The sequence below is a fragment of the Acinetobacter sp. UBA991 genome (assembly GCF_002292065.1).
Taxonomy (GTDB): domain Bacteria; phylum Pseudomonadota; class Gammaproteobacteria; order Pseudomonadales; family Moraxellaceae; genus Acinetobacter; species Acinetobacter higginsii.
Genome location: NZ_DBBF01000012.1, coordinates 1 through 21,676 on the forward strand (window position 1 = coordinate 1; position 21,676 = coordinate 21,676).

The following is a 21,676-nucleotide window of genomic DNA, read 5'->3' on the forward strand; positions in this document are numbered from 1 at the left end:
GGGTGTACTTGGTGCTAGACGTAATGAAAAATTAGAGGCTAGTGTTGAAGACATTCGTACTGAAGGTGGGCAAACTGAATTTATTGGTATGGATATAACCAAACCACATGAAGTACAAGCACTTATTGAAAAGGCATTAAGCGCATTTGGTCAAATCGATGTATTGGTAAACAATGCTGGATTAATGTCTATTGCACCATTAAGTGAGCTAAAAGTTGATGAATGGGATCGTATGATCGACATTAATATTAAAGGTGTTCTTTATGGTATAGCAGCTACCCTACCTGTTTTCCAAAAACAAAACTTTGGACACTTTATTAATCTCGCATCTGTTGCAGGGATAAAAGTATTTAGTCCAGGAGGTACTGTTTATAGCGGTACTAAGTTTGCTGTAAGAGCCATCTCAGAAGGACTTCGTCATGAAGTTGGGGGAACNNTTAAGGACAAATCTATGAAAGCCGTATCGTATGTTATAAATAACCATGATGATTTTAAAAATTCATTGGTAGATATTGAAAAAGCAAAGCCTACGCTTAAGGAGCGTGATGTACTGGTAAAAGTTCAGGCAATCTCTGTGAATCCAGTTGATACCAAAGTGAGAAAAAATTCGTCTGAAGCAAATAATCGTATTTTAGGTTGGGATGCCGTTGGGGAAATTATCGAAGTTGGCTCAAAAGTTACCTCGTTTAAAGTAGGAGATTCTGTTTGGTATGCTGGCGATTTAACCCGAGATGGTAGTAATGCTGAGTTTCAAGCAGTCGATGAACGAATTATCAGTCTTAAACCAATTACAGTATCTAATGCAGAAGCAGCAGCATTGCCATTAACTGCAATAACGGCATGGGAAATGCTTTTTGATCGGTTTCAAATTTCAGAAACAGAAGTTGGCAGTATTTTAATTATTGGTGGTGCAGGCGGTGTAGGATCAATCGCTATCCAACTCCTAAAAGCAAAAACAAATCTGACGGTTATAGCAACTGCTTCGCGTGAAGAAACGAAATCTTGGGTGGAATCACTTGGTGCCGACCATGTCATTGATCATAGCAAAGATTTAAATGCACAAATTGAGACACTAGGCATTGCAAAACCAAAATACGTATTCTCTACAAATCATACAGAAACATATATCAAGCAAATAGTTTCTCTGATTGCACCACAAGGCAAGCTTGGATTGATCGATGATCCACAAACATTTGATATTATGCCGTTTAAGACTAAATCTATTTCTATCCATTGGGAGTTGATGTTCACTCGTTCAATGTATGAAACCGATGATATTGAAAAGCAAGGTGATCTGTTGCAACAGGTTGCCCAATTAGTTGACCAGCAAAAAATTAGAAGTACCCTCAACCAAAATCTAGGCAAAATTAACGCTTCACACTTGGAGAAGGCGCATAAGTTACTTGAATCAGGCAAGTCAAAAGGCAAAATTGTACTAGAAAACTTCTAAAACAAATTAAAGGTGAAATAATGACTATTTCAGTAATTGCGAACTTTAAGGCAAAATCAGATCAAAAAGAGAGGTTAGAAGCGCTTTTACAAAGTGTAATAGAGCCTACGCTTCAAGAAGAAGGATGCTTGAAATATGAGCTTTATATTAGCGAAAATGACTCGAGTAGATATTTCTTCTTAGAAGAATGGCGTAGCAGGGAGGATTTAGATATCCATATAGCGTCTGATTATATTCAAAGTTTATTTGGTAATATCCAATCGCTCATTGAATCAAGTGATATTGTAGAAATCAAAAAAATATAGCCTTCTTGCTCTTTTCATCAATTTGCTTGGCCTGAGTACTGGTATCATTCAGGCCAATACCCTCCCGTAAAGTTAGATCCACGTAATACACAGGTTGGCGATAGCTTTGTGTGGTGCTTTTGTCTCTTAAAGTGAGTTGCAATGGTAGGCACGACAGTAAGCCTCCTGAAGCTGCACTGTAGTAACTCAATCGTGTAGCCAAGGTTCGAATACTATTAAAGCCAGGGGTTCTAAAGATGAAGGTCCCAAATTCATCTGAGTCATCCAAATTCATATGCAAGCACCCATAGGGGATTTATCCATAATTGAAAGTATTGTTATCTTTTTAATCTATATTTTTGCTTCGGACTTTTCGGTTTATCAGGAATGGTACGTTCAATCAAATTTGCTTCTATTGCTGGATTCAAGTAATTCTTTTGGAACGTTGCTCGATGCGTTAAACCCACAAATTGCATCAACTCAGCCAAGGTATAATCATCTTGCCCTAATGCTGAAATTAAACGCTGTACTTGATCACTGAGTTCTTTATGGACATGTATGCCAGCTTGAGCGGTAACATGATCGCTAGCTTGAGCGGTGTCTTGATCGCTTTGTGTAGAGTCAAGGATTGCATCTAAAATCATCTGCAAAATGAATTCAATAAATGGTGCTGAATCAGTACGATCTGTACTTGCTTGCAATGCTTCGTAATAAGCTTTTTGATTTTGATAGATCAGACTTTCAACTGGGATATTGGCAAAGATTGAATTCCACCCACTCAGGATCAATGTTTGCCATAGTCTACCCATTCGGCCATTACCATCTGCAAATGGATGGATAAATTCAAACTCATAATGAAATACTGAACTTTGGATTAGTGGATGTATTTCTCTATCATTTAACCATTCTAGTAAATCAGCCATTAAACGTGGAACTTGATTGGCAGGTGGAGCCATATGTACCACTCGATCACCTGACATTACGCCCACACCACCATGACGATATTGACCGATTTCATCAATCAAGCCTGTCATTAAAATTTGATGTGCTTGTAATAAGTCTACTTCTTGGCTTGGCTGCCATTGTTGAAATGCTTCATAGGCTTTAATGGCATTGCGCACTTCCTGAACTTCTTTCGGAGGTGCAATCACAGTCTTACCATTTAGAATCGCCGTGATTTGTTCTGTACTTAACGTATTCCCTTCTATCGCAAGTGAACCTTGAATAGTACGGATACGATTGGCTTTTCTGAGTTTTAAGCTGTCCTGAATTTCCTCTAAAACAGTCAAACGCCCTATATTCTCACTGATCTGAGCAATCAGATGAATGATTTTTGAGGTGATGGTATAAGGCGGTTGGTATTTCATACTAAATTTTTCCCCCTACCCCTTTAAACTTTTCAACGAACGCTGCAATTTTTTGAAAAATGCTCTGCTTTTTGGTTAAGTATTGTGGGTTTAATGGACTCATTTTAGGCAGAATAGCATTGAGCTCAGTGCCATTATCACTGGCAAATTCCCGTTTCAGCGAGGTCGCAATATAACGTCTCGCTGCATCCTCATTCAGGTTCTCGGCGCCAATCAGTTCTTGTACTTCACGCTGTTGTTCTGCTTGAGCAAAGGTGAAGAAAGTATCAATCACGCTAGCCTTATCACCAATCTGATCTAAGTCTGTTTGATTAATAAAATCGACCAGTAGACTTTCTTTGGCACGGTTGCCTAGGTTAGCACGGATCACTCGGCGCACATCCTCAACTAACGTTGCCTTATCTTTCACCTTTTTATTGTTCTCAAAAATCAGCTCTAGAATGTAATCCAGATTGATTTCTTGTGATTTCAGCAAGTCTACTTCAAAAACTACATCATCCCAATCAATGGTCGATTTTTCTTTTTGTTCAGCCAATTTTTCCCGACGTAACCAATCACGAATATCATTATAAGTGGAACGGTAATCTTGGATTTTTCGTTCAGCTGGCATCTGAATGGTTTGCAAGGCTGACAGATCCTCATCGCTTAAGTAATGTTGGGTCTTGAATACTTCAACTGCCACAAGGTCATTCGCATCAACATTCTGCAAAGCCTTTAGGCTGGCGTATTCATCGTAGTTTTGCAACACATTTTCTACACGCAAGTATTCGCCAAATAATTTCGTAAAGGCTTTTTTATCTGATTCTTTAAAAATTTCATCGGGGTTAGGAAAGCGTTGTTCTAATTCTTTCACAATATCCACAAAACCGCGCCGTGCATCACCAGTCACCACATCGGTAAAGCCTTCCATGTATTCCTTATAACTTTTTTCTAGCACCACATTCTTAGTGTTTTTATCACCAAATAAAGTAATCGCATCAATGGTCGCTTGCTCTAGGTCTCGAAAAGTAACAATATTGCCGAACGTTTTGGTGGCATCATAAATACGATTGGTACGCGAATAGGCCTGCATCAACCCATGATAACGTAGATTTTTATCTACAAATAAAGTGTTAAGCGTAGGGGCATCGAATCCTGTCAGGAACATCCCTACCACAATCAGCAAATCTATTTCTTTGGCTTTGACTTGCTTGGCAAGATCACGGTAATAATTTTGAAAACCCTTACTATCAACACTAAAATTGGTTTTAAACAATTTATTGTAGTCCGCAATTGCGGCGTTTAAAAACTCTTTTGCACTACTGTTCATGGCTGAAATATCAAAACTTTCATCCTGAATATCACCTACGGCATCTTGCTCCTCATTGGCTGCAAAGGAAAAAATAGTGGCAATCTTTAAAGGCTTGTCACTGTTTTTTTGCAGGTTGTTGAGTGACTCATAATACAGCTTGGCAGCTTCTACACTACTGACGGCAAACATGGCATTAAAGCCCTTGCTACCCGCTTGTAAGCGGTGCGTTTTCTGGCGGAAATTATTCAGGATGTACTGGCTAATTTCACGGATGCGGTCGGGATGCAATAAGGCTTGTTTGTTTTCCGCTGCACTGAGTTTTTTCTCATCCTGTTCGGTTTCGATGATTTTAAACTGTGGACGTACATCATTGTAGTCCACTTTAAATTTCAGCACTTTCTCATCACGAATCGCATCGGTGATGACATAAGAATGCAACTCACGGCCAAATACGCTGGCTGTAGTTTCAGCACTAAGGGCGTTTTGTGGAAAAATAGGCGTACCCGTAAAGCCAAACTGATAGTACTTTTTAAACTTCTTCTTCAGGTTTTTCTGAGCTTCACCAAACTGGCTGCGATGACATTCATCAAAAATAAATACTACTTGCTTGTTATAAATGGGCAAGTCACCTTCACTTTTAATCAGGTTATTGAGTTTTTGGATGGTGGTGACAATAATTTTATTATCATCTTTATCCAAGTTCCGTTTTAAACCTGCGGTACTGTCTGAACCATTGACGCTATCGGGCGAAAAGCGCTGGTATTCTTTCATGGTCTGATAATCAAGGTCTTTGCGATCTACCACAAAAAAAACCTTGTCAATAAAATCCAGCTCAGTTGCTAAACGTGCTGCTTTAAAACTGGTCAAGGTTTTGCCAGAACCTGTAGTGTGCCAAATAAAACCGCCACTTTCGGTATTGTTCCAGTTTTTGGCTTGATACGAACTTTGGACTTTCCACAAAATGCGCTCGGTAGCCGCAATCTGGTAAGGACGCATCACCAACAAGGTATCGCTGATATCGAAAACAGAGTAATGCAGCAGCACATTCAGCAAAGTATTTTTTTGGAAAAAAGTAGCCGTGAAGTCCTTCAGATCTTTGATTAGGCTATTATCGGCCTTGGCCCAGTTCATAGTGAAGTCGAAACTATTTTTATTACGTGTCGTCGTATTGGCAAAATAACGACTATCAGTCCCATTAGAAATCACAAACAGCTGTAAATATTTATAGAGGGAATTTTCGCTATTAAAACTTTCTTTGCTGTAACGGTGTACCTGATTAAAAGCTTCACGGATGGCGATGCCACGTTTTTTTAGTTCGACCTGCACCAAAGGCAAGCCATTTACTAAAATGGTGACATCGTAACGGTTTGCATGGCTGCCTTTTTGCTCAAACTGCTTAATCACCTGCACTTTATTACGAGCAACGTTCTTCTTATCTAAAAGGTAGATGTTTTGAATATGCCCATCATCAAAGACAAAATCATGAATATAGTCGTCATGAATCTTGCGGGTTTTATCAACAACACTGTCACTCGGTCTATCCAAATAGATTTCAACAAAGCGTAACCATTCGCCATCAGAAAACTGTACGTTATTCAATGCTTGAAGTTGCTCACGTACATTTGCCAACAAAGCTTTAGCATTGTTTAAAATGGGCAAATATTCATAGCCTTGATTGACCAAGTCCTGAATGAATTCGCGCTCTAAATCCCCTTCACTTTGGTAGCTGTCAACCGCTTGCCATTCTTTGCAATATTTATCTAAGACAATAAAATTGTTAGTTTCGGCAATAGGCTTATAATTAGTCATGGTTTTGATTCCATTGATTTTTGACCGAGAAGATAGGTCCAAAGTGATTTTTAGAATTTTTTAGATAAAATTGCGTTTAAATTTTTCGTGATTTTCAATATTGCTTTGAATATCTTCATGATTCCAAATTTGCAATTCCCAAGGGAAATAAAAATTACTTCTGTTTTTAAAGTAGATATGCAAACCACGATAGCCTTCTTTATCCCGCAAATACCAGTTTTTAAGGTTTAGTTCATCTTGCCAGTCATCCAGCAAATCCATCACGCTCTCAATTTCTTCAGTCGTTAAAATAATACGTGCACCAAAAATATCATTAAGCCAATTGTTTACAGGATATTGGTCTTCACGAGCAGAATAGCGCTGTATTTTGTCATCAATACTTTCACGGGTTTTTACTCGGTAAAAATATTTGATGTCTATATCTGCGGTCATCAAGTAGTCATTAATGCTTTCGTGTAAGGTTAAACGGTATTTATAAATATGTGCAGCAGGCACGTGCCGAATGGTTTTAGAGAGGTTAATTTTCTCAATTTTGCCATGTTCAAAATAATCCTTGGAAAAATCACGGTGCAAACGGTTAACTTCGCGAATGAGTTGTTTGACTTGACCAATTTTTTCCATGTTGGTGCTCCACAAATATCAATGTGATGGGATAGATGACTGAGGAAAACTTAATAGCAAATCACGGTAATACTCATACTGTTTTTGGCGTAGCTCAATTTCACGTGGTAAACCTTCAGTAATTGAACTGGTTAAAGTATCGAATTTATCTAAAATAGTGACAATTCGCTTTTGCTCATCAAGGTGAGGAATTGGAACATAAAAAGAAAAGAGTTTACTACTTTCAATAGATGCTACAGATCCGCCTGTTTTCCTAGCTGCCCGCAAAATATCCTCCCCTCTTGATCTAATCATATGTGCAAGGTAACTAGGCATAATATGGTTGTGTGGTATTACAGCTTTCATGTCTTGATTAAGTGCAACAGGTACAGGAATTAGTGCACTTGGCAGTAATTTATCTAAAATACTTGAGCGAACAACTATTGCAATTGAGTTTGCTGGTACTAACTTTGTCGAAGAGTTTTCAATCGCATCTTCGGTAATATAGTCCTGAGCTGAATCAACAATTGGTCGCCCCATATCTTTAGGCGAAACCCATGGGATAGTTCCATTTTCCCAATAATCACTATGGCTTTTAGATGGAGTTCCCCCACCGTACCAAGTACCAACATCTCTCAACGTCATCCATTTAGCCTCTATCCGCCGTCCGCTCTCGTCCGCTCTCGTCCGCTCTCGTCCGCTCTCGTCCGCTCTCGTCCGCTCTCGTCCGCTCTCGTCCGCTCTCGTCCGCTCTCGTCCGCTCTCGTCCGAAGGCGATTGTGCTTCGCTCATATCAAATGTCAATAATTTATCTCTAAAATATTGATATTGTTGATTTCTCAGTTTAAGCTCCGCAGTCAGCTCCGCAGTCAGCTCCGCAGTCATAGCAGTAAATGCATCCAAAATTCGTACAATTTCGGCTTGAATTTCAAGGGATTTTTTAGGATTCTCTGGGCTTGGAATGGGGATTTGAAATTTTCTAAAACCATCCATATCTACAGAGGCAAAACTTGACATCGTTGTATTTTTTTTACACCAATCTGCCAATAAAAAACAATAATAAAAAATAAACTTCATATCAAAAACTTTTACATAGCTATCTTTCAAACTTAAATTGGTAAACCTTTGATTTGCCAAATATGGAACAGTAATTAATGCATGTTCACCAATCGTGGCCGATGTTGAAATTATGATGGAATTGGCAGGAAATAATTTCCCCCCTTTTACAGCACTTTCCGAGATTTTTTGTAATGAGTCTCCAAGGATTTGACCATTCTCGCGGATGTCATCCATCCTAAACCACGGAACAGAACCATTTTCCCAAAATTCTTTTTTTGATGTCGATGGTGTATAGCCATTTTTTAAATGAAATATTTCTGAAACTGCTTTCCATTCAACCTGTGCGCCATCAAGTAGCTTTTGCATAAAATCTGTATTACTCATACCACGTCTTCCCCTTCAATCTCTGCCACTATCGCATCAATCTCTTTACGAAGTTGATCAATTTTAGTCACAGTGGTTTTTAACTCGGCATTAAGCTGAAAAATATCCACCTTTTCACGCGTGTCTTTGGCTTCAACATAGCTACTCACGGACAGATTATAATCGTTGGATTGAATCGCCTCTAAAGGTACAGACTGGGCAAAATGGTCTAAATTGGCCTTGCTGTCAAACACCTGCATGATCTGTTCAATGTGTTCATTTGTCAGAGTATTGGTATTGGTTTCTTTTTTGAATAACCCACCAGCATCTATAAACTGGGTTGTAGTGTCTGTTTTATGTTTGGATAGAACCAGAATGGTGACAGCAATGGTGGTGCCATAAAACAAGTTCGATGCAAGCGAAATGACCGTTTCTACATAGTTATTATCTACCAAATATTGGCGAATTTTCTGCTCAGCACCACCTCGGTAAAAAATACCAGGGAAGCACACAATGGCCGCTCGACCCTTAGCAGATAAATAACTTAAGGTATGAAGCACAAAGGCAAAATCGGCTTTAGATTTGGGAGCAAGTACGCCTGCTGGGGCAAAGCGTTCATCATTGATTAAAGTGGGGTCATCCGAACCAATCCATTTCACCGAATACGGTGGGTTAGACACAATCGCATCAAAAGGTTTGTCATCGCCAAAGTGAGGTTCTCTTAACGTATCGCCTAACTGGATATTAAACTTGTCGTAGTTAATGTTGTGCAAGAACATATTCATACGCGCAAGGTTGTAGGTCGTATGATTGAGCTCTTGTCCAAAAAAACCGTCTTCTATAATGTGAGCATCAAAATGTTTTTTGGCTTGTAAAAGTAAAGAACCCGAACCACAAGCAGGATCATAAATTTTATTGACGCTGGTTTGTTTGTGCATGGCAAGCTGGGCAATCAACTTTGACACATGCTGCGGAGTAAAAAATTCTCCTCCTGATTTTCCTGCATTGGCTGCATAGTTAGAAATCAGAAACTCGTAAGCATCACCAAACAGGTCGATATGACTGCCTTGAAAATCCCCAAAATGTAACCCTGCTACGCCCTTGAGCACAGCAGCCAAGCGGATATTTTTATCTTTGACAGTATTACCCAAACGGTTACTGGTTGTGTCAAAGTCAGCAAATAGGCCTTTAATGTCCTGCTCCGACGGGTAGCCATTGGCAGAACTTTCTATAGCAGCAAAGATAGCAGCTAAGTCAGTATTCAAACTCTCGTTATTATTCGCATTTTTAGCAATATTGCCGAACAATTGACTTGGGTAGATGAAGTAACCCTTGGTTTTAATCGCATCGTCTTTGATATCTGTAGTAATAACTTGGTCAGAAAGTTCAGCATATTTAATGCTGTCGTCACCGCCTTCGATATAACTGGCAAAATTTTCACTAATAAAACGATAAAATAGCGTACCTAAAACATATTGCTTGAAGTCCCAGCCATCAACTGCGCCACGGACATCGTTGGCTATCTGCCAGATTTGGCGTTGCAGTGCTGCGCGTTGTTGGGTACTGGTCATTTACAAATCCTGTAAAAAAAAATAAGAATCAAAGTTAAAACGAATATTAACCTATAAGTTAATATTCAAATACAAGATAAATCAACAATTAGACCTGATTACCCACTCATTCATTTAGCATCAGGCAGATATAAAAAATAAAGGGAGCCGAAGCTCCCAAGTTTATCAATTCTGTAATTCAACCATCTTAATTCACCACCCTCACACTCTGCTGCAACCCCTGCTGAATATCCTGCACAAACCCTTCAGGTGAACCTTGTTGCTCTACCGTCAGGTTCTGCTCTTGTTCAGGAAAGTACTCCTCCAGCACGTCTAACCCTTCTTGTATATCCATCTCAAACCGTGCATTGGCAAAACCTCGTCTGGCAATATGATCCAGTGCCTCCTGATAAAACCCTGCCTGCTTGCTCTGTTCATCAATTTGCTTGGCTTGAGTAATGGCATCATTCAGGCTAATACCCTCTCGTAAAGTTAGATCCACGTAGTACACCGGCTGGCGATAGCTTTGTGTGGTACTTTTCCCTCTTAAAGTGAGTTGCAATGGTAGGCACGACAGTAAGCCTCCTGAAGCTGCACTGTAGTAACTCAAGCGTGCTGCCAAAGTCCGAATACTGTTAAAGCCTGTGGTTCTAAAGATAAATGTTCCAAACTCATCCGAGTCATCCAAATTCACATGCAAACGTCCATAAGGCTTGCAATTCCCTCCTTGAGCCAATGGACATAAATCAGGTGATGGACAGGGATGTTGCTCGACCCCTTGATTGGTTAAACGTTGGCAGGTTTCACCATTACCTACACAAACAGGTCGACCGGTCTGCCGATCGAATAGGCTGTACTCCGCACGTAAGTTTAAATCAGGATCATTAAAGATCATTCTAACTGGAATGGTTCTAAGTTTTTGATTGGGTGCCTGCGCCCGAAGTTGTTCATCTAATGGATGTTTTATCCAGCCACTCTCTTTACTTTGAATCTGGGAAGTAATGGTGAACTGATCATCTTTTTCAGGTAGACGTTTGCCATTCTTTTCTACCATACGGCCAATACTGATACGTCCCAGAGCCGGTGGTGTAATCGCTAAACCTTTAATCATGGTTTGTAACTCCTAATATTTTTTTACTGCTGACCCTTTGTTATGTAAACAAATACAAAACCATTTAAAGATCAGATGAAATGCAAAGACCGCCATTATTAGTCCACCGCTCCTTCGGGAGTCGGTGGATCGGGGTGGTTTTTTGCGCTTTTTGGAAGATTAGAAATATCGATGCGATGAATTCAGTCATCTGTGTAGATCTGAAAACGTCGTGTACCTGTTTTGCTTTGCGGAAACTGCTCAAGCATTTCTGGGTGAAATTTGAGTAAGGCTTTGCTGTCTAAACTGATTGAATCTTTGGATTTCTTCCATGTCACTGAACCACTGACAAAGGTTGCTCGTTCAGCATCCCTCATCAACATCTGAATTTGATGCTTAGTTTCATCAAAATTGTTTTGATGTTTTTCAATGTGATGCTTTTCTTGAATCAGTTGAGCAAACAATTGATTGGCTTGTTCGTTATGACTCAAGTCTTCAACAGTCAACGGAATATGTTGTGGATAGAGCTGCTGTATGGCTTTGGCTGCCGATTCACTGGCATCCACATCAGGTGGTGTATCATTTTCCACACATTCCCAAAAGTAGCGTTCAGCATTGACGATATGCTCAATCACTGATTCCGAGCGTGTCACTTTGAAAATACGAGTTTCATGCCCACAGATCAGTACGCAAATATGTGCTGCTTTTTTACCTGTCACCGCCAATTGATGTTGTACCTGACACAGGGCATATAAAGGCACACCATCTCGCCAAAGTTTGGCACCATATTCTCCTGCGGTTTTACATTCTAAAATTTGTACTTCATCACTGCCCACCACGGAGTAATCCAAATTAGCTAGCATGAAATGCTTATCCGCTTCGGGATGTTGCAGTACAGCATTGATACGACGGACTTTGTTGTTGGTGTGCATGCTGTAGTATTCAGCGACCAAAGGTTCAAGTTGCTTGCCCCAATATAAAGGTGCATGTCCTGAACTTTCATCTTCGATGGATTGTTTAACTCGCCCTGTTTTGATCATCCACAGTTCAAGCATCGACATATAGGGATTCAGCCCACATGCGGATGCACAGTCACTACTGCCGATTCCCTTGCGTCTTACTTCAAGCCATTCTGCCTGTGTCATATTTTTGGTATTCACTAGGCGTTTGGCTGTAAACAATTTTGGGGCAATAAAAGGTGTACTTGCTTGTTGAATGGAAGGATTTAATATTGCTGTATTCATGTTGAATTCCTGATTTTTAATTGAGCGTTATGAAGTCGTTTTGATCGAAATGACAAATTTCGGGCATAAAAAAACCACAGCCGAAGCTATGGTTTGATTATTCTTAAAATTTAATATTCCGTTTTAAAATAAGAATATAGGTCTAAATTTCCATGACTGAAAAATGTATTTGTCTCACTATGCAAGCATATTGAGTGCCTGCTCCAATCCTCGTTGTTTGATCGATGCACCAGCACCAAACCAAGCTGAATCGAGACGGTGATCAGTACTCATAGCTCTGCGTTCATGGTCAATAAATTCTGTGATGGAACACAGTAATCCATAGGCTGTTCCTTTGGAAGAGCTCAGCTCTGCACCACGCCCCTGACCGTTAAACATCTCCATCGCTTTACTCATCGATTTGGCATTCGGTTCAGATTTTTCCTTGCTATTGGCTTGGGCTTGCAAGGCTACATCACGGTAGAACTGAATGATGTTGTCCTCCTGATCTAATACGTTGTTCATGGTGTTGTTATTGAATACTGCATCAAAATAAGCAGAGGCTTCCATCTGACTAACCTTACGCTGTGTCAGTTGCTTCATTTCATACATGTGTTCATCCCATGCACGTACTGAAATACCCAATTGCTGTTTGACCTTATCTGCATCAAATTTAGTACTGTGTGGAACTTTGACCACACCTGCACTGCTATTTTGTCCTTTTAAGGCAATGGATAAAGTGTTGTTACAGACCACACGGATCGAGGTAAATTGTGCGGTGGTGGCAAGGGTTCCATCACATGCGGTTGCTAAAAGCATATAGCCATTACTGACATCTTTACCCTTTAACATAGAGGTTTGTCCAGTACGTGCCAATGCCCAGAATTTCTTTCCACCTTTCAATACACCTGCGGTTTCAAGCTCAAAGCCTGATTGCTCAGTGAGGTTGCGATAAAATTCTAAAATCTCTCTGGGTTGAACTTCCTGAAAGCGTTGACTGACGACTGACAGTGGAGCATGGGTATCAGAACGATAAAGGACTCGTTGTTCTTCATAGGGCATGATGATACTTTGCCCTCGTTCATTTTGAGCCATATAACTGACATTGGAGGATTCAATGCGCCAGTCCATGCCTGCTTGTTGTGCCCAGACTTCTATCGGTTGGTTTTGGGTGAGTTGGTTGCCGAGCCCATGCCAAGGGGTTTCTCCGACATACGCCATTTGTTCAATTTGATGTGACATCGTTTTATTCCTTTTAATTTGAAATTGAAATTTGAATCTGTGTTGATACGAATCAATCTTTAGTACAGAAGATGTGTTGGAAACTTTTGGTAGCAGTTATGGCAGAAGCATAAATTTTGCTGTGATGGTGTGCTTGATTCTGTGAATGAATTCAATACACTTCCCAAAACCGTTCCTGCGATTCCACCAATAATTGGTGGTAGATTGAATGTCTTTGCGACTGTTGTTCCTAATACTCCCAATGTGGTTGGGGTAACCAGACTAGATAAGGTTGTATTGGATTGTTGCGTACTTGCTTCAACCAACATCACATTCGTTGAATGGCAAAAGGGACAGCTCAAGCTCATAGCTCTACTCCTTAATTTTGGGCATAAAAAAACCTGCGGGGTGGCAGGCTTTGTTTTCATATATTCATGAATGGCTCGAAAAAGCTTCATGATTCTCATTAGGATGTTATGTATTTGAAATAATTTAGAATGTTATTCAGTCTACTTCGCTATTTGCATTTTTTTGATATTTTTCCGCCAACAGCTTTGCTGTGATTTTATTTAACAAATTTTATATTACCTCCATGCTGTAAAGGAGATAATCATGGCTAATTTATATCAATGTGCAGAATGTTACACAACACTCTATGGCGATGCTTTACCAGAAGGTGAATATTATAATTCTATCGTGAACGGTGAACTATGCTCTTCATGTCAAGCTGAGCAAGATGATGATTTTTATGACGATGATGATTGATATGAAGTTTTCAAACAACAAAGACATTCATCAATTCATTGTTAAACTTTTAAGGCAAGAATCTATCTATTTATCTAAAGGGAAAAAGCATAATTTTTTAATGATTAACAATAGGAAGTTAGCCATTCCATCTACGCCAAGTGATTTTAGAAGCTTTCAACAATTTAAACACGATATAAACCGATTTTTAAGAAGAAATTAACATGCAAACACCATCATTAGTATTTCCCACAGGCGCGGTACTGCTCAGAGAAATCACCAACCATTTTGGCTTAAAGAATCATACAGGTCTAGCAAAGCAAATAGATGAATATACGAATAATATTCACTATCCGCATTATTTTGAAGAGAGCTTTATCAAAGCACTTTTTAGTACCAAATATTTTTCAGCAAAAATTCAAAGTAAAATGATTCATGCATTTAGAAAAGCAATGCAGGAATTTTATGATTTTCAATTACTATTTAGCTTGAATGGTGATGCTCAGCAAAAGACCACAAATGATTTCTTGAATCTGATGATCTCAGTAAAATTTATTCCTATTCTAAAGCAACATTTAGTTTCACTTGGCCTCGTAGCCAAAAACCAAAAATCTCATTTTTTATGTGAACTTTTAAAACAAAGTTTTAACGTAAAAAAACTCGATAAAGAGCTACAAGATCGATTCAGAGTATGGGGAAATTTAGAGGAGTTACCTGATCCGCAAAACTTACACCTTATTGTTAAAAGTCATGTACATTTCACTAATCAAGCAGATGTTCTCTCCGCTCTTTTAACTGCTAGAGCTTTAGATAGTCTTTATAAAAATGGCATAACAGAGAAAGACATTTCAGATCAAGAGTTTGCGCCTTTTATTCAGCAAATGCTTAACTCAGAAAATGAATCGGCATATATGCATTTGTCATTGAATGAGTTTATTTTTTCATCTTTGTTGAAACTTCCAAAAGAAAATATCATTTTAGATAAATATACAGATAATGCAGAAGGTACTCTATCCCTCCTATATAAGCGTATTCAGAATCAATCCAATCAACTGGAATTTAGTCTCACAAATATCAACTTATTTATGGAGACCATTGATCAATATCCAGAGTTTGAAAGCCTTCGCTTTAGTGGTTATTGGGCTAAGGCTCGTTACTACTTATTTACTGGGAAACTTGAAGATGCAATTCAACCCTATACGAAATGCGTAGAAAGTTGCATTCAATATGATGGACGTAATCTTGAGCAAATTTTAACTGAGGCTTTGACGGCTTGTTCATTACAAAACTCGCCTGACAATCATTCAATCAGAAAATTCGCCAATATCGCCATTCGCTATCATTTACGTTTCTCTAAAGTTGATTTAGATTTCGACAACCTTCCGCAAAAGTTTAAATTGGAAAATGTGTTTGAACCATGGGAACTAAAGGCTTTAAAAACTAAAGTATGTGATATTTTTGATAAACAGTTATTCATTAGAGATGAATGTTCTTTTTTAAATGATCTACCAAATCAAAAGTTTTTGACTTTGAAAAACAAGATAAGAATTGATCTAAGCCAGCCGAATAAGGTCATCAAAATTGATGAACAAAAAACAGTGAAAATGCCTCAACTTTTATATGCTATTCAATTACGTGATGTTAAAACTGTGAAAGCATTACTTGATGCTGGCGCAGATATAAATAAATTAAGTTCTAGCTATGATTCTTCGCTCACGATGTGCTTATATGATCATATTATGGAGTTATCTGATGAACAGCAGCAAATATTAGCTATACTATTAAAGCATACGTTTTTACCTGTAACATTAAATGCAGTCTCAACAAAAATACGTTTAAGCGCATTGCACCTTGCCATTCAACTTGGGGATGTTAATTTAGTAAAAACACTGGTGGATATGGGTACAAATGTCAACTTACTTGCGGATATTGATCACCACACTCCATTACACCTCGCTTTAAAAATGCTTCACTGTGTAAAAAGATCATTTCATTTTGAGGACATGATTCAGCGAACCTTATTACATCCCGAGCAAAGCAAGTACAGCTTATATCAACATTCAGCAGGAAAACTCAAGTTAAATGATGTTTTGAAAAATCTGGATACGCCTACGGGCAGGATGATTGGTAAAGAAGTGTTTGAAGCAATGAAATCCAAAGCATCTGTTGAACAGCTTAACAAAATCGTATTTATCCTACTTAATGCTGGTGCAAATGTGAATCAGCCAGCCAAGTTACCTATTTCAGGCTACACACCATTTATGCTCGCTTTAGAAAGTGATGAGTATGAAATTGCTCAATATATGTTAGAGCAGTGTAAGGCGGATATGAATGGTTCTTATGTTAACCCACGTAATGGTCAGTTGGTCTTTCCGACAGACATTATAAATCACTTTAAATCAACACAGTGCAAACAACTGATTCATTAATAGAACCAACTTATATCACTGTTAAAATCTTACTGTATGTCAGTAAGATTTTTTCTAGATATTTACCGAATAATCCCACATTTCTTTACACACATTTAAAAATTTATTAAATACAGTATCTCACAAGTTGATTATCAAAATAAAATCAGTAAGATAAATCCAAAAATCACCAATGACTTAAGAATTATGACCCAAATTAGAATTGCCGAATTTTGTGAAAAATATGGATTTACCGAACATCAAATTAGACATGCGACTCGCTCAGGTAAACTTGGAAGAATTGAGAAAGGTGTGCTCAATGAAGAAGAAGCATTACAAGTTCTAGAAAGTATCCAACCTAAAAATATTGGTCTAATCACACTGCAAAATGAAATTACTGAATTAAAAAAACAATTACACAATGCACTTGATCTAAAAAACTATTATGAAACTGAGTTAAATAAATTAGGCATATTTCCACCACAAATAGCGAAAATTCCACTTCACCCTGAAACGATAAAAAAATTAAGTGATCAGCCCACTTTTTCTCAAGAGTGGATGAAAGATCAAATACAACAAACGCCTGAATCCGAAAGAATCTTCAAAGCCCGTAAAGTACCAATTCCTCCAGAAGCGTTTACTTCTAGCCTACCTGACAAAGAACAATAGAACTTGATCTGTATTCAATCAAAATGCCTAGCACTGTTGGACATTTGCAACAATCCATATCATCGATCTTTGATTTTAATTTCTTTTTCACTACAGCTTGATTGACTCAGCGAGACCTTAAATTTATCATTCCATTGCTGACCTACATCGTCAGTCGGTTTTAGCAGACCGTTCAGCCAAAGCACACTAAAAAGTTTATCTTTTTGGTGGGCGACCCTGCGTGCCCCCTCTGCGGCGGAACGGGAGGGGGACACCTTCGGGTGTGCTGATCCTTTGGCTATCAGTCTGCTAACCCCTTTTCGTTTCGCCACCATTATTTAGCAGTAATGCGGTGAAACTTCTTTCTAGCCAAAGGAGTCATACCCATGACTAAGCATTTTTTATCTTTATTGTTTTCCCTAAAACGATTTTCAATTTCCTTGTTACCCTAATAGCACCCATAAAATTTTGCTGATTGAACTAATCTAAAAGCGATTTAGCCTTAGAAAGCTTTGTCTCACCCATGATTCAGTGAGTTGAGCAAAATTGATAACACAATAAAAAATTCGGGGAATCGATGAAAATGCTAACTTCGCTTGCACTCATCTCACTAGTCATGATGACAGCAGGCTGTGCCAGTAAAACAGAACGTCAGTTTATCAGTGGTTGTAAAACAGGAGGCATTGATGGCAGTACCTGTTCATGTATCTACGACAAACTTGAAAACAAATATGGTGAGGATGGACTGAAAGAAAATATCTATACCTTACAGCAAACTGAATCTTTCCAGACAGATATGATCAATGTGTCCTATCAGTGCATGAAGGAGTAGCTATGCGAACACTTGCAGGCATTATCTGCGTCATAGCTGTGATTTGTGTACTGGGTCTACCCTTCATTGGTTTCATGATCGTGATGGGAATTTTTATTGCATTGGCAAAATTTGCAACTGGGGGAAAGTAAATGAATTCAAATATTAAAACAGGTCTGATTAGCATCTATCTAGTAATCGGCTTTTTCTTTGCAGTCTATCAACACTTTTGGGGGCAGTATAACTACAAGTCTTTTGCCTACAATATTGGACAGGGCTTTGTTTGGCCTGCGGTGATGTTTCCTGTTGTTGGTAAAATTGTAGGGGGTATTCTGATCCTGTTATTTATCTGGTTCGTTGTTATTCGTCCAAAAATATAAGGGAGTGCAATCATGAAATCTTTACTTTCCACCATTGCCCTGTGTTCCCTATTGATGGCATGTAGTCAAGGTAATCAATCTGCAAAGACTGATACTTCGGGTGAGTCTGCCAGTGCTGTTGCAAAGCATACCAAGCCTGAATCTATTTATGCACCCTATACCGAGGAAGCAGTCAAAGCCAGATTGAATGATATGCGAGCGATTGTTGATTCAGGTCATTTATATTTACCTGCATATGAGAAGGAAGCGCAGTCTTACTTGGATAAGTGGCAGACCTACCCTGATATGCTAAAAGCTATGATGGAGTCTGAGCTTGATCCAACCGATACACAGGAAGTTGCCGATATCCCGCTTGACGAGGAAGAGGCTGCTATTGATGATGTTGCCTCAATCAGTGCCCGTGGTCGTATTACCGCTCAGGAGTCTCAATCTGCATTCAATGTGCCTGGTGCAATAGATTACTTCCTTGAAATCCAATCAACCAATGAACAGCCGTTTACCTTACAAGGTTTAAAGATTAACCGTGGTCGCTGTGGCTTTAGTACAGGTGATTTTTATAGCAAAATGCCTGTGACTTTAAATTATAGCGGTACAGTGAAATATTTACTGAAATGTAAGGGTGATCAAGTCCTTGAAGCTGAAATCATTACAGATCAAGGTAATTTCAATATTACATTTTAATAATATTGAATCGTACATATTGAAAAGCTCGGCAGCTTGCCGAGCTTTTCAATTTCATCTCAGAATAAAAATTCTGAGCTGGTTTAATTCGAGTTATAGCCAAACTTTCTTGTCATTAAAGTATCTTTCCACCAACTTTCTCTACTCAATATGACTTTGTCATCCGTTGTCGATTTAAAAATATCGAGAATTGAATATCTAAAATGGTTTTCAATATGCTCTTTCGAAAGTTGTTTAAGCTGAACATTCCCACCATGTCGACTTTTCACATAATTCTGCCATCGATTTAACAACATATTTTCAGCATATGCAGATCCAACATATTGTTTCCCATTAGATGTATCCGTAATCAAATATACTGCTTTTTGATTTTGCAAAGCTGTCTTCCATGATTCTTTTTCAATAACTCGTGTTAACTCCTGCCATGATATATTTACATTTTCATATCCTGGGAAAATATCATTGTCAAAAATATCGGGAAGAAGTTGATGTACTTCGCATTCATCAATAATTGTATTTGCCCAACGAATTAAGGTTTGAGATGAATTTTTATATTTCACAACTAAGCGACCAAAGAACTTACGGTATTGTTCCAAAGCCTCAAACTCATATCCAACATCATTAAATTTATTAAGATCCTTAGTCACTCTTCCGACATGAACCAATAGCCATAAGTCTTCATTTGGTTTTATTCTGATGAGCCCAATAGTGAACTGGCCTTCTCTATAAGATTTCTTGGAATTATAATTCCAATAGTGCCCTTTAAGAATTTCGTCAATATTCCCATTTTTAAATACTTCAATCGGGTTCCAATTTCCACCAAACATGACATTCAGTCTAATTTTTGTATTATCTAAATCTTGAATTTGCAAAAGATCATTGAGCATGACCTTATGATGAGCCTCAGCTAAAATAGACAGATGCTCTATTGCTTTTAAAACTAGGCCTGAGCGAATAGTATGAGGAAGCGTACCTTCTACAAAACGCTCCATGCGAATGACTGCTGTTAAGAAGGCTAGTGTCGTATTTTTATCAAACTGAAGAATTATGTTCTCATCTATATCGGCATATACCGACAATACTTCCTGATAATTCAAAACCATCTCATTAGCCATAGCTTTAATCAGATTATCTTCAATATCATTTATAGCCAAGTCAGGATGTAACTTTAAATTCTCTAAACTCGGAATAATTTCTAAAAGTGAATGATTTAAGTTCATAAATTTTTATTAAAAATATAGTAAATTTAAACCAATAATTTACAATAAAAATATAGTTTTATCTGTCCAAAAATTAATCTTCATCAATCCTAAACGTCATATTGCGTCGCTCATTAGTATCTAGATTACACAATATAGAGAACACAATACATTAGATGTGTTCTCTATTAAAAATTCAATATTTATAAACCTCTTCGGTTTTTCGAATCGATCACACCTTTACCAAAACTACGCATATTTGACGTATCCTTGACCCTTGGATGTTGTTGCTCTTTTTCAGCATTCACCAGATAAGGGACAACGTAATTCAGAAAATTATTAAGTTTATTTTCATCATGACGATGAATCATACCAATCCCTAATGTCCCCATCGCTTCATAGATCGCCATATAGTCGGGATGGTTACAGTTAAAAATATAACCATATCCATGAGTAATCTGCTTCCAGCACTCACCGACCCACTGCCCCATCATAAAACCTTCTTGATGTATATTTCCATCGTACATAAGCAGGAGATGACAATGGTAGCCTTTGCTTACCCCATGCTCCAATGCCCAAGCATAACCTTGCAAACCACTAAAGCAAGAATCCTGATCTGCGATACGCCGACGCAAGACTTCTAAGGCTTGGTTAAATGCCTGAATGTTGTATAAGGCTTGATATTCTTTCTTAATAGATAGATCCACCCGAACAACTAACGTTCTCGCATAATGATGAATGAGTGTGGATGCATAATCAAAAAGGCTTTGTTGATTCTTCAATTCACGTTGTTGATGTTCAATTAGTTGCTGTTTTATACAACCTGATAATGATTGAATATAAGTCAGAATATGCCATACAGTCATTTCATCAAAATACTTAATAGATTCATAATCTGCCTGTGGCATTTGGCTCAGTGTGTAATCAACTGTCTTCACAATCTCAATGAATATCAGTACTGTATTGCAATAGAATAAATGAGCGTTATAGATTGGCTTAAATGACTGAACTAATTTTTGTAGGTCTATCATTAGGTTTTGATGATATAGATCATAACTACCTAAGCATACTTCTTGAATGAAATGATCTACTCCTGCCAGCACTTCTGCTTCATGGTAAAGCTGATCATATTGAACATTTTGGTACATTTAGGTTCTCACTGAAACATAAGGTTCATATGTAAGTGAGAGATGTAAAATTTTACTGATCAGGATTCTGTAGCAGGATGTTGTGGTCATCCTGCTCTACTGAATATGCTTAAAGACTTTGGAACATACTATAGGGATAATTCACAATGTCTTTAGCATTGTGATATTGATACGTTGTCTATAGCCCATTAAAGTATGGACTATACTGTACTGAGTAAATCACTACACTCACTTACTGGATAAACTATTGTTTATATTATTAATATATTACTTATAGTTAATAATATAAGATACCTGTTAAGCCTTCTGAGCTGTTGTTTAGGTAAAATCATTGATCCACAAGATGCTGA

21 protein-coding genes and 3 pseudogenes are annotated in these 21,676 nt (G+C 38.2%); 11 read left to right on the forward strand and 13 right to left on the reverse strand.

Translation table 11 applies throughout. The annotated features are described in order from the left end of the window. Positions 1 to 52: 52 nt before the first annotated feature. The 3 genes and pseudogenes from B2727_RS04430 to B2727_RS04440 all read left to right on the forward strand — a co-directional run. Positions 53 to 370: pseudogene (locus tag B2727_RS04430) on the forward strand (SDR family oxidoreductase); the annotation flags it as partial. Between the two features lie 81 nt (positions 371 to 451). Continuing rightward, the gene (locus B2727_RS04435; protein WP_005206904.1) at positions 452 to 1,450 is read left to right on the forward strand and encodes a zinc-binding alcohol dehydrogenase family protein; all 999 of its coding nucleotides are present in this window, start codon (positions 452 to 454) and stop codon (positions 1,448 to 1,450) included. A gap of 20 nt (positions 1,451 to 1,470) precedes the next feature. Next, complete coding sequence (locus B2727_RS04440; protein WP_005206902.1) at positions 1,471 to 1,755, forward strand: putative quinol monooxygenase; 285 nt, start codon at positions 1,471 to 1,473, stop codon at positions 1,753 to 1,755. Here B2727_RS04440 and B2727_RS04445 read toward each other — a convergent pair. From B2727_RS04445 to B2727_RS04490, 10 genes and pseudogenes are all read right to left on the reverse strand, one after another. Next, positions 1,745 to 2,047: pseudogene (locus B2727_RS04445) on the reverse strand (hydrolase or metal-binding protein); the annotation flags it as partial. The gene B2727_RS04440 and the pseudogene B2727_RS04445 overlap by 11 nt on opposite strands. Before the next feature lie 25 nt (positions 2,048 to 2,072). Continuing rightward, positions 2,073 to 3,101, reverse strand: a complete 1,029-nt coding sequence (locus B2727_RS04450; protein ID WP_005312115.1) for a Fic family protein — start codon at positions 3,099 to 3,101, stop codon at positions 2,073 to 2,075. Position 3,102: 1 nt separating this feature from the next. Continuing rightward, on the reverse strand, positions 3,103 to 6,201 hold the full coding sequence (locus B2727_RS04455; protein WP_005312113.1) for an HsdR family type I site-specific deoxyribonuclease: 3,099 nt from the start codon (positions 6,199 to 6,201) through the stop codon (positions 3,103 to 3,105). Between the two features lie 60 nt (positions 6,202 to 6,261). Continuing rightward, on the reverse strand, positions 6,262 to 6,822 hold the full coding sequence (locus B2727_RS04460) for a hypothetical protein (protein ID WP_005206896.1): 561 nt from the start codon (positions 6,820 to 6,822) through the stop codon (positions 6,262 to 6,264). 18 nt (positions 6,823 to 6,840) lie between these two features. Further along, positions 6,841 to 8,244, reverse strand: a complete 1,404-nt coding sequence (locus tag B2727_RS04465) for a restriction endonuclease subunit S (protein ID WP_291348201.1) — start codon at positions 8,242 to 8,244, stop codon at positions 6,841 to 6,843. Further along, a complete protein-coding gene (locus B2727_RS04470) occupies positions 8,241 to 9,794 on the reverse strand; it encodes a type I restriction-modification system subunit M (protein ID WP_005206893.1) in 1,554 nt (517 codons plus the stop codon). Before B2727_RS04470 ends, B2727_RS04465 begins: the two co-directional genes overlap by 4 nt. A 187-nt stretch (positions 9,795 to 9,981) precedes the next feature. Beyond that, a complete protein-coding gene (locus tag B2727_RS04475; RefSeq protein WP_005206892.1) occupies positions 9,982 to 10,884 on the reverse strand; it encodes a hypothetical protein in 903 nt (300 codons plus the stop codon). A 182-nt stretch (positions 10,885 to 11,066) separates the two neighbouring features. Continuing rightward, positions 11,067 to 12,107 (reverse strand): YqaJ viral recombinase family protein, encoded by a 1,041-nt coding sequence (locus B2727_RS04480; RefSeq protein ID WP_033133796.1) that lies wholly within the window; start codon positions 12,105 to 12,107, stop codon positions 11,067 to 11,069. A gap of 177 nt (positions 12,108 to 12,284) precedes the next feature. Next, entirely contained in the window at positions 12,285 to 13,328 is a 1,044-nt protein-coding gene (locus B2727_RS04485) for a DUF932 domain-containing protein (protein WP_005206890.1), read from the reverse strand. 59 nt (positions 13,329 to 13,387) lie between these two features. Beyond that, positions 13,388 to 13,675, reverse strand: a complete 288-nt coding sequence (locus B2727_RS04490) for a hypothetical protein (protein ID WP_081400810.1) — start codon at positions 13,673 to 13,675, stop codon at positions 13,388 to 13,390. 244 nt (positions 13,676 to 13,919) lie between these two features. Between B2727_RS04490 and B2727_RS04495 the strand changes: the two genes are divergently transcribed. From B2727_RS04495 to B2727_RS04530, 8 genes are all read left to right on the forward strand, one after another. Beyond that, the gene (locus tag B2727_RS04495; protein ID WP_005206888.1) at positions 13,920 to 14,072 is read left to right on the forward strand and encodes a hypothetical protein; all 153 of its coding nucleotides are present in this window, start codon (positions 13,920 to 13,922) and stop codon (positions 14,070 to 14,072) included. After that, positions 14,056 to 14,274, forward strand: a complete 219-nt coding sequence (locus tag B2727_RS04500) for a hypothetical protein (protein ID WP_225761790.1) — start codon at positions 14,056 to 14,058, stop codon at positions 14,272 to 14,274. Before B2727_RS04495 ends, B2727_RS04500 begins: the two co-directional genes overlap by 17 nt. Position 14,275: 1 nt before the next feature. Continuing rightward, positions 14,276 to 16,480 (forward strand): ankyrin repeat domain-containing protein, encoded by a 2,205-nt coding sequence (locus B2727_RS04505; RefSeq protein ID WP_016653071.1) that lies wholly within the window; start codon positions 14,276 to 14,278, stop codon positions 16,478 to 16,480. A 186-nt stretch (positions 16,481 to 16,666) separates the two neighbouring features. Next, positions 16,667 to 17,128 (forward strand): hypothetical protein, encoded by a 462-nt coding sequence (locus B2727_RS04510; RefSeq protein WP_005206884.1) that lies wholly within the window; start codon positions 16,667 to 16,669, stop codon positions 17,126 to 17,128. 556 nt (positions 17,129 to 17,684) lie between these two features. After that, entirely contained in the window at positions 17,685 to 17,939 is a 255-nt protein-coding gene (locus tag B2727_RS04515; RefSeq protein WP_017402032.1) for a hypothetical protein, read from the forward strand. Positions 17,940 to 17,941: 2 nt separating this feature from the next. Beyond that, complete coding sequence (locus B2727_RS04520) at positions 17,942 to 18,070, forward strand: hypothetical protein (protein WP_005206880.1); 129 nt, start codon at positions 17,942 to 17,944, stop codon at positions 18,068 to 18,070. Next, positions 18,071 to 18,298 carry a hypothetical protein gene (locus tag B2727_RS04525; RefSeq protein WP_005206878.1) on the forward strand — a complete coding sequence of 76 codons (228 nt, stop codon included), beginning with the start codon at positions 18,071 to 18,073 and terminating at the stop codon, positions 18,296 to 18,298. Between the two features lie 12 nt (positions 18,299 to 18,310). Continuing rightward, positions 18,311 to 18,979 carry a hypothetical protein gene (locus B2727_RS04530; protein WP_005206876.1) on the forward strand — a complete coding sequence of 223 codons (669 nt, stop codon included), beginning with the start codon at positions 18,311 to 18,313 and terminating at the stop codon, positions 18,977 to 18,979. Between the two features lie 83 nt (positions 18,980 to 19,062). Here B2727_RS04530 and B2727_RS04535 read toward each other — a convergent pair whose 3' ends face one another. The 3 genes and pseudogenes from B2727_RS04535 to B2727_RS04540 all read right to left on the reverse strand — a co-directional run bounded on the left by B2727_RS04535 (position 19,063) and on the right by B2727_RS04540 (position 21,326). Further along, on the reverse strand, positions 19,063 to 19,866 hold the full coding sequence (locus B2727_RS04535; protein ID WP_032811740.1) for a GIY-YIG nuclease family protein: 804 nt from the start codon (positions 19,864 to 19,866) through the stop codon (positions 19,063 to 19,065). A gap of 33 nt (positions 19,867 to 19,899) precedes the next feature. Next, positions 19,900 to 20,199, reverse strand: a pseudogene (locus tag B2727_RS19985) (DUF6508 domain-containing protein); the annotation flags it as partial. A gap of 182 nt (positions 20,200 to 20,381) precedes the next feature. Further along, positions 20,382 to 21,326 (reverse strand): YagK/YfjJ domain-containing protein, encoded by a 945-nt coding sequence (locus tag B2727_RS04540; RefSeq protein WP_033133795.1) that lies wholly within the window; start codon positions 21,324 to 21,326, stop codon positions 20,382 to 20,384. Positions 21,327 to 21,676: the final 350 nt, after the last annotated feature.